The organism is Brevundimonas sp. ZS04, assembly GCF_001956865.1.
GTDB classification, from domain to species: Bacteria; Pseudomonadota; Alphaproteobacteria; order Caulobacterales; family Caulobacteraceae; genus Brevundimonas; species Brevundimonas diminuta.
Genome location: NZ_MTHE01000020.1, coordinates 21,982 through 29,473, shown reverse-complemented (window position 1 = coordinate 29,473; position 7,492 = coordinate 21,982). Strand labels below are relative to the sequence as shown.

The window sequence follows — 7,492 nt, the reverse complement described above, 5'->3', positions numbered from 1 at the left end:
CCCCACCCGGTCGCTGCGCGACCACCCTCCCCATGAAGGGGAGGGAGAAAGAGGACTCCATGACCCGTCCCCGACCGCCGCGCGCCGCTGCGTCTCCGCCTGTTCCCGATGACGACGACCGGCCCCTGCATCCGGCCGAGGAGCGTCGGCTGCGACGCGAGCTGGCCAGCCGCATCGATCACCTGTGGGCCATCGCCGAGCGGCGTCGCGTGCGCTGGGCGACGCCGCCCTTCATCCCCGATTCATGAGGCCCTGTTCATGAGGCTTACAGGCAACATGGCCGCGCGCCGTCGAGCTTGGCCGCAAAATGGGATGCGACCTTGCGGCGAAAATGCGGCATGGTGCGTTCAGGAGAGACTCGATGACCAAGTCCAGCAATGAATCCGACGCCCGCGCCGCCCTGCGCGTGGTCTCCTCGCCGGAAGCCGAGGTCTATGACCTGATGCGCGCGCCCGAAACCACCGCCGAACGGGTCAAGCGCCTGCAGGCCGAAGCCCGCGCCCTGGCGCTCGAACAGGTCGAGGCCCTCGAAGCCGCCCTGTGCAAGGCCGCAGACATGGCCAAGGAGATCGCCGACGGCGGCGACGCCTATCCCGTCGGCGCCCGCGAACTGGCCGCCCGCCTGGTCCAGGATCTGCCCGCCAAGGCCGAGACCATGAAGGCCATCGTGGCGAAGAGTCATCCTTGATCGGCCGCGGTCAGAAGGCTCCGCCTTCTCGACCCGACGCGGCCTGTGCGCTTCGCGCCGCGCCTCCCTTCAACGCCCTCATCCTCGGGCTTGACCCGAGGATCCAGCAGGCGCGCCGCTACGACCCCACCACGTCCTCGTACTCAGGATGGCGCTTCAGCCAGGCGACGGCATAGCTGCAATGCGGGATCAGGGTCAGCCCCTCGGCGCGGGCGTGCTCTGCCAGGGCCTGCATGAAGCGGCCCGCCGCCCCCGCGCCGCGCAGGGCCGGGTGCGCCTCGACGTGCAGGATGACGCGGGCGTGGCCGCGCACCGCATACTCGGCCCAGACGGGATGCTCGGTCCCGTCCGCATCGGCGAACATCTGCTGGAAGCGGCGATCGGCGGCGTGGTCTTTGAAGGCGGGCACGGCGGCTCCTCCCGAATGGATCAGTTCAGGCCGGCCGGTCGGTCAGCAGGGCCATCAGACCCAGAACGCTTTTCACCGTGAACCAGATCGACACCAGCAGCAAAAGAAGCCCGAACAGCAGAAGGAACGGAATCCCGATCAGCAGAACGGAAGCCACCGCACTGACCGCCACCAGCACCCACAGGACGGCGCTGATCCAGAACACCGACCAGAACAGGCTGATCTGGTCCTCGACGTGCTGGGCCGCCAGCCCGGTCGCCGAGCCCCGGTTCATATAGGCCAGCGCCAGGCCGACCAGCACCAGCAGGTTCGCGCTGGGGATCGACAGGATATAGAGAATCCACGCCACCACGGCGCCGTCTCGGCCCGCGACGGGCGCGGCGGTGTTCTGATCGCTCATGACGGCGGGCCTTTCAGTAGAAAAGACGACGCGGCTCGGCGATGGGCCGCCCGGTCAGCAGATCCTTCAGGCCCAGGGCGCCGCGCACGATGGTCCACACCGCCATGACGAACAGGACGAAGACCCCGACGTTGACCAGGATCAACACCGCCCCGGCGATGATGGCGCACACCGCCGCCAACAGTGTCCGCTGCTGGAAGACGAAGTGGCTGCGCAGCATGGGATCGACGGGCGCGGGGCGGCGCCACACGCGCAGCAAGCCGATCGCCGCCGCCGCGCCGAAGGTCGGCGCCGCCAGCAGGATCAGGGCGTAGCCCGCATAGAGCCCCGTCAGATCGGCCGAGGCCTCGCCGCCGCTGTTGCTGCTGTAATCGCCGGACTGGACCATCGGAACCTCTTGTCAGGCCGGGATGATGGCGGGACGGACGATCCCGCGCAACCGGCCTCAGCGCGAATAGGCGACTTCGCAGGCGGCGGCGGCCGCATCGGGAATGGCGCCGGGCTTTTCGACCCGCACGACGACGTTCAGCACGCGGGGATCGGCCAGGCAGGCGACGGCCGCGCGCTCGGCGAAGGTCTCGATCAGGGCGATGTGCGGCCCCGCCGCCAGCTCGCGCACGATGCGGGCGACGCCGTCATAGTCCAGCGTATCGGCCAGCCGCTCGACCGGGGCGGCGCCCAGGTCCAGCTCGACGTCCACCACCAGGGGCTGCAGCCGTCCATGCTCATGATCATAGAAGCCGATGGAGGCCTCGACCTTCAGGGCGCGGACCATGACCTTCAGGCCCAGGCGGCGCGGCTCGACGGACGGCAGGGGGGTGACGACGGCGCTCAAGACCAGGTCTCCGGCGGCAGAAGATCATTGATGCTGAAATCGGCCCGATCGCACCAGGCGCCCAGTTCCCAGGCCCGCTCCGCCTCGGTCAGGCCGCGCGTCAGGACGGTATTGGTCGGCGTCTCCTCGATGGCCAGTTCGGCCAAGCGGAACGGCAGGCCCTCGGCGGCCAGGATGGCTTCCAGCTTGCGCCACAGGGCGATGACCAGGGCCTCGGTCGTCGGATCGCCGTCCACGGTCAGCACCTGGTTCAGGCGATGCGGCTCATGCTGGCGGAACCAGGCCAGCAGGGGGTCGGCGCGGTTCAGCTGGAAGGCGTGGTCCAGGCTGCGGTCGACGAAACCGTGCCAGCGCGCCTTCAGCCGCTCGAACGAGGCCGCGTGGTTGGAGCCGCCGAAGGCGATCTCGGCCGTCGGCTCCAGCGTCACCGTCACGAACTCATTGTGCCCATGCGGCACGGCGCATTTCGACCCCGCATCGGCGATCAGCCGGTGCGCCATCGAGAAGCGGCGAGTGAAACGGACAGCGGGCATGAAGGTCTCAGGATGAATGGCGGCAGCTAAAGCACCAACCTATCGGCAAATAAAGGTCATGTGACGACGAACGCCTTCAGGCGAATTCCAGATCGCGTTCGCGGCGGGTCAGGCCCGCGCCGGCGTCCACCACCAGGTTCTGCCCCGTCAGGCTGCGCGCTGTCAGGATGAAGGTCAGGGCGGCCGCCAGATCCTCGACCGCCACCGGCCGCTTCAACGGCGTGGCCTCGGCCCCCGCCTGATAGTCGGCCTCGGGCCAGCCGGCCGAGGGCAAGGTCAGACCCGGCGCGATGCCGCAGACGCGGATGCGCGGCGCCAGGGCCAGCGCCAGGGCCCCGGTCATATGGGCGATGCCCACGCGGCTGACGGTATAGGAGAAGAAGTCGGGGTTCGGCGCCGTGACCTTATAATCCAGCATATTGACCACCACGCCCTCATCCCCGTCGGGCAGGCGCGCGGCGAAGTCCCGGATCAGGGCCAGGGGCGCCAGGACGTTGACCTCGTGGTGAAGGCGCAGGTCCGCCTCCTGGAAGGTCTCCAGCTGGTCATAGACAAACAGGGAGGCGTTGTTGACCAGCGCCCGCAACGGCCCGAAGGCGGCGGCCTGATCGATCAGGGCGGCGCGCGCCCCGGCGTCCGTCAGCTCGGCCTGGACGGCGACGGCGCGCCGTCCCATGGCCTCGATGGCCTGGACCACGGCCTGCGCGCCTTGCGCGTCCGAGCGATAGTGGACGACGACGTCATGGCCCGCCTGGGCCGCCGCCTTCGCCAACACCGCCCCGATCCGGCGCGAGGCGGCCGTGACCAGCGCCACGCCCCTCGAAGGGGCGTCAGCCGACCTGGGCTCAGTCAACCCGGCCGAACTCGAAGTAGTTGAAGGCGGCGACGACGGCGATGAAGGCGAAGATGGTGGCGATGGCCAGCATGATGGGTCTCCTGTTCCGCCCCCGAATAGGGGCAAGCGCGCCCCTGTTCAAGCCATGGCTCAGTCGTCAACGACCATGCCGGGCGGAGGCGGCGACAAGGTCTGCGGACATTGCGGCTGACTTTCAAAGTGCGCGCGATAGTCGGCGAAGGGGACGGGGAAGGCCATCTCCTCGCGGCGAGCCTCCAAGTCTTCGACACTCTCGATCGGATAGGGCCGCCATTTGCCGTTGTCGCAACGAAACTGCGTCCCATAGCGCTGGGGGCGTCCCTCGGATGTCGCCAAGCGGTCAAACATCATGGCGTAGCTCTGACCGTCGATTTCGCCCGTCGCGACCAGCGGCTCCAGTACGGGAAGGAAACGCCGCCACAGACCCTCGTCCGAATGCTGGATAATGTGGAAAGCGGCCGCAGAGGCTTTGTCGCCATATCGACTTTTCAGAAACCAGCCTTCGGGCGGCGTCATCGCCAGAAGCGCCTGCTGATTTTCCTGGTCCACCGCTTCGATCACTGCTCCCGCAGCTCGAACCGCCGCCATGCGCTCCGTGTCCGGTATGCGCGAGAAATCCAAGCGGGTAATGACCTGCCGTCCCGCCTGATCCAACTCCCCCATCCGCTCCAGGCGCGCCCTGTCGTCAAGCGCCGTCCCAAGGACGGCGTGCCGCGCGCGCACCTCTTCAATCGCCATGCTCACTGGCGCGATGATCTCCTGCGTCTCAGGCGAAAGCGCCTGAAGTTGAAGCCCCAACATGACCGCCGCCAGCAACATCGTCGTCCCCCGCTCCTCTTCACAGCAGACTACCACAAGCCATGGTGCGCCTTACCATCCGCCATGCCATGCTTGCCGAATGACCACCTGGCGCACTCGCATCGAACCCTTCACCCGGCCGCTGTTCTTCGCCTGGTCGCGGATGAGCCGGGGCATGACGCTGGGCGTGCGCGGCGTCGCGGTCGACGCAGAAGGTCGCGTCCTGCTGGTCAAGCACACCTATCTGGCCGGCTGGTGGCTGCCGGGCGGCGGGGTGGACAAGGGCGAGACGACGCAAGGCGCCGCCATCCGCGAACTGCGCGAGGAGGCCGGACTGATCGTCAGGGGCGAGCCGCGCCTCTTGTCGGTCCACTCCAACGAACGCTTTTTTCCAGGGGATCATGTGCTGGTCTTCCGCATCGACGCCTTCGACCTGACCGAGCGGACCAGCCATGGCGAGATCGCCGAGATCGGCTGGTTTCACCCCGACGCCCTGCCCGAGGACGCCACCCGCGCCACCCGCGATCGCCTGGCCGAGATCTTCGGCGGCGCCGCGCCCGATCCGAACTGGTGAGACCGTCGATGCAGCTTCCCGTCCTCGCCCTGCTGGCCATGATCCTGGGCGGCGCCGCCACCGCCCTGCAGGGACCGACCAATGCGCGGCTGGCCAGCGCCGTCGGCTCGCCGGTCAATGCGGCGCTCGTCTCCTTCTTCGTGGGAACCGTCGCCCTGGCCCTCGTCGCCGTGACGCTGCAGGCGCGGCCGGACGTGCAGGCGATGAAGGCCCTGCCCGCCTGGGCCTGGCTGGGCGGCCTGTACGGCTGCGTCTTCGTGGTGGCCGCCGCCTGGGGCGTGCCCAAGATCGGCGTGGCGCTGACCATCACCCTGATGGTGGCGGGCCAGCTGGCGCTCAGCCTCATACTCGACCACTTCGGCGTCATGGGCGTGCCGCAGCAGCCGATCAGCCTGACCCGCATCGCCGGGGTGCTGCTGGTGATCGGCGGGGTGCTTCTGGTCCGGCGCGGCTGAGCCTATATCCCGGCTGATGACCGACCCGACGCCCGACATTCCGGAGACGCCCGACTCGCAGGCGAACGCCCTTCCGCTTCAGGCCGCCGAACTGATCGCGGACGAGGCCCGGCGCGCGCCCGACAAGCCCGGCGTCTATCGCATGTACGGCGAGGACGGCGCCTGCCTCTACGTCGGCAAGGCCAAGTCGCTGAAGAAGCGGGTGGTGCAATATGCGCAAGGCCGCTTCCACACCCAGCGCATCGGCCTGATGGTGTCGCTGACCCGCTCGATGGAGCTGGTGGTCACGGCGTCCGAAACCGAGGCCCTGCTGCTCGAATCGAACTTCATCAAAAAGCTGAAGCCGCGCTTCAACGTCCTGCTGCGTGACGACAAGTCCTTCGCCGAGCTGATGATCCGCCGCGACCACCGCGCGCCCCAGGTCCGCAAGCATCGCGGCGCCCATACGATTCCCGGCGACTACTTCGGCCCCTTCGCCTCGACCTGGGCGGTCAACCACACGCTGAACACCCTGCAGAAAGCCTTCCTGCTGCGGTCCTGTTCGGACAGCGTCTATGAGACCCGCACCCGCCCCTGCATGCTGCATCAGATCAAGCGCTGCTCGGCGCCCTGCACCGGCCTGATCTCGCTGGAGGATTACGGCGATCTGGTCACGGAGGCGGAACAGTTCCTGCGCGGCAAGTCGCGCGCCGTCATCGGCCGCCTGTCGCAGGAGATGCAGGCGGCCTCCGACGACCTCGACTTCGAAACCGCCGCCCGGGTGCGCGACCGCATCCGCGCCCTGTCGGCCATCGCCATGGAGAACAGCGTCAACGCCGAGGGCGTGGCCGAGGCCGATGTCTTCGCCCTGCACGCCGAGGGCGGTCAGGCCTGCGTTCAGGTCTTCTTCTATCGCGCCGGCCAGAACTGGGGCGGCCGCGCCTATTTCCCGCGCGTGGACAAGAGCGACAGCGACCCGGAAATCCTCGCCGCCTTCCTGGGCCAGTTCTATGAGGACAAGCCGGTCCCGCGCCTGATCCTGTCCAACGTCCGCCCGCATGAGCTGGAGCTGCTGGAGGAAGCCTTCAGCATGAAGGCCGAGCACAGGGTCGAGATCGCTCGCCCCCAACGCGGCGGCAAGGCCAGTCTGGTCGACCACGCCCTGACCAACGCCCGCGAGGCGCTGGGCCGCAAGCTGGCCGAGAACTCGGCCCAGTCGAAGATTCTGGATGAGGTGTGCGAGGCCTTCGGTCTGGACGCCCGGCCCGAGCGGATCGAGGTCTATGACAACGCCCATATTCAGGGGACCAACGCCGTCGGCGGCATGGTCGTCGCGGGGCCGGAGGGCTTCCGCAAGAACCAGTACCGCAAGTTCAACATCCGCGGCGAAGACCTGACGCCCGGCGACGACTACGGCATGATGCGCGAGGTCATGCGCCGCCGCTTCGGCAAGATGGTCAAGGACGAGGAAGCCGGAGAGGCGGTCGAACGCCCCGACCTGCTGCTGGTCGACGGCGGGGCGGGCCAGTTGGCCGAGGTGCTGGCCGTCATGGCCGATCTGGGCGTCGACGACATCGCCGTGGTCGGCGTGGCCAAGGGGCCGGACCGCGACGCGGGCAAGGAGCATTTCTTCATGCCCGGCAAGCCGCCCTTCATGCTGCCGCTGAAGAGCCCGGCCCTCTACTACATCCAGCGGCTGCGCGACGAGGCGCACCGCTTCGCCAACGGCGCCCACGCCAAGCGCCGCTCCATGGACATCAAGAAGAACCCACTGGACGAAATCGAAGGCGTCGGGCCGGGACGCAAGAAGGCCCTGCTGCACGCCTTCGGCTCGGCCAAGGGGGTCAGCCGCGCCTCCGTCGCCGATCTGGTCAAGGTGGACGGCGTCAATCAGTCGCTGGCCGAGCGCATCCACGGCTTCTTTCACAAGTCGTGAAACACATGCAT

13 protein-coding genes are annotated in these 7,492 nt (G+C 68.2%); 5 read left to right on the top strand and 8 right to left on the bottom strand.

Annotated elements, in window-relative coordinates; all coding sequences use genetic code 11:
• Positions 1-59 precede the first annotated feature (59 nt).
• Together BJP32_RS15625 and BJP32_RS15620 are read left to right on the top strand one after the other, a co-directional pair.
• Complete coding sequence (locus tag BJP32_RS15625; RefSeq protein ID WP_003166104.1) at positions 60-248, top strand: hypothetical protein; 189 nt, start codon at positions 60-62, stop codon at positions 246-248.
• A 113-nt stretch (positions 249-361) separates the two neighbouring features.
• Positions 362-688, top strand: coding sequence for a hypothetical protein (locus tag BJP32_RS15620; protein ID WP_003166105.1), 327 nt, complete (start codon positions 362-364; stop codon positions 686-688).
• A gap of 118 nt (positions 689-806) precedes the next feature.
• Here BJP32_RS15620 and BJP32_RS15615 read toward each other — a convergent pair whose 3' ends face one another.
• The 8 genes from BJP32_RS15615 to BJP32_RS15585 form a co-directional block, all read right to left on the bottom strand.
• The gene (locus tag BJP32_RS15615; RefSeq protein WP_083674022.1) at positions 807-1,097 is read right to left on the bottom strand and encodes a GNAT family N-acetyltransferase; all 291 of its coding nucleotides are present in this window, start codon (positions 1,095-1,097) and stop codon (positions 807-809) included.
• 25 nt (positions 1,098-1,122) lie between these two features.
• Positions 1,123-1,497, bottom strand: coding sequence for a hypothetical protein (locus tag BJP32_RS15610; RefSeq protein WP_076224748.1), 375 nt, complete (start codon positions 1,495-1,497; stop codon positions 1,123-1,125).
• Between the two features lie 13 nt (positions 1,498-1,510).
• Positions 1,511-1,885, bottom strand: a complete 375-nt coding sequence (locus BJP32_RS15605) for a serine/threonine protein kinase (RefSeq protein WP_076224746.1) — start codon at positions 1,883-1,885, stop codon at positions 1,511-1,513.
• Positions 1,886-1,942: 57 nt separating this feature from the next.
• Complete coding sequence (folB, locus tag BJP32_RS15600; protein ID WP_003166109.1) at positions 1,943-2,332, bottom strand: dihydroneopterin aldolase; 390 nt, start codon at positions 2,330-2,332, stop codon at positions 1,943-1,945.
• Positions 2,329-2,865, bottom strand: coding sequence for a 6-carboxytetrahydropterin synthase (locus BJP32_RS15595; protein WP_076224744.1), 537 nt, complete (start codon positions 2,863-2,865; stop codon positions 2,329-2,331). Before BJP32_RS15595 ends, folB begins: the two co-directional genes overlap by 4 nt.
• 76 nt (positions 2,866-2,941) lie before the next feature.
• Complete coding sequence (locus tag BJP32_RS15590; protein ID WP_083674021.1) at positions 2,942-3,679, bottom strand: SDR family oxidoreductase; 738 nt, start codon at positions 3,677-3,679, stop codon at positions 2,942-2,944.
• 31 nt (positions 3,680-3,710) lie between these two features.
• Positions 3,711-3,842 carry a hypothetical protein gene (locus BJP32_RS17845; protein ID WP_003166112.1) on the bottom strand — a complete coding sequence of 44 codons (132 nt, stop codon included), beginning with the start codon at positions 3,840-3,842 and terminating at the stop codon, positions 3,711-3,713.
• A gap of 8 nt (positions 3,843-3,850) precedes the next feature.
• Positions 3,851-4,558, bottom strand: coding sequence for a DUF6624 domain-containing protein (locus BJP32_RS15585; RefSeq protein WP_046652239.1), 708 nt, complete (start codon positions 4,556-4,558; stop codon positions 3,851-3,853).
• Between the two features lie 79 nt (positions 4,559-4,637).
• Here BJP32_RS15585 and BJP32_RS15580 point away from each other — a divergent pair, with 79 nt between their 5' ends.
• Genes BJP32_RS15580 through uvrC form a run of 3 tightly spaced genes read left to right on the top strand, consistent with a single transcriptional unit; the run spans position 4,638 to position 7,481 of the window.
• Positions 4,638-5,111, top strand: a complete 474-nt coding sequence (locus BJP32_RS15580; protein WP_046652241.1) for an NUDIX domain-containing protein — start codon at positions 4,638-4,640, stop codon at positions 5,109-5,111.
• A gap of 8 nt (positions 5,112-5,119) precedes the next feature.
• The gene (locus BJP32_RS15575; RefSeq protein WP_003166115.1) at positions 5,120-5,566 is read left to right on the top strand and encodes a DMT family transporter; all 447 of its coding nucleotides are present in this window, start codon (positions 5,120-5,122) and stop codon (positions 5,564-5,566) included.
• Positions 5,567-5,582: 16 nt separating this feature from the next.
• Positions 5,583-7,481 (top strand): excinuclease ABC subunit UvrC, encoded by a 1,899-nt coding sequence (gene uvrC / locus BJP32_RS15570; protein ID WP_046652242.1) that lies wholly within the window; start codon positions 5,583-5,585, stop codon positions 7,479-7,481.
• Positions 7,482-7,492: the final 11 nt, after the last annotated feature.

Bases quoted from the DNA above. Each gene is read 5' to 3' on its own strand.
- BJP32_RS15625 (WP_003166104.1), top strand. From the start codon at position 60: ATGACCCGTCCCCGACCGCCGCGCGCCGCTGCGTCTCCGCCTGTTCCC.
- BJP32_RS15620 (WP_003166105.1), top strand. From the start codon at position 362: ATGACCAAGTCCAGCAATGAATCCGACGCCCGCGCCGCCCTGCGCGTG.
- BJP32_RS15610 (WP_076224748.1), bottom strand. From the start codon at position 1,497: ATGAGCGATCAGAACACCGCCGCGCCCGTCGCGGGCCGAGACGGCGCC.
- BJP32_RS15605 (WP_076224746.1), bottom strand. From the start codon at position 1,885: ATGGTCCAGTCCGGCGATTACAGCAGCAACAGCGGCGGCGAGGCCTCG.
- BJP32_RS15595 (WP_076224744.1), bottom strand. From the start codon at position 2,865: ATGCCCGCTGTCCGTTTCACTCGCCGCTTCTCGATGGCGCACCGGCTG.
- BJP32_RS15585 (WP_046652239.1), bottom strand. From the start codon at position 4,558: ATGTTGCTGGCGGCGGTCATGTTGGGGCTTCAACTTCAGGCGCTTTCG.
- BJP32_RS15580 (WP_046652241.1), top strand. From the start codon at position 4,638: ATGACCACCTGGCGCACTCGCATCGAACCCTTCACCCGGCCGCTGTTC.
- BJP32_RS15575 (WP_003166115.1), top strand. From the start codon at position 5,120: ATGCAGCTTCCCGTCCTCGCCCTGCTGGCCATGATCCTGGGCGGCGCC.
- uvrC (WP_046652242.1), top strand. From the start codon at position 5,583: ATGACCGACCCGACGCCCGACATTCCGGAGACGCCCGACTCGCAGGCG.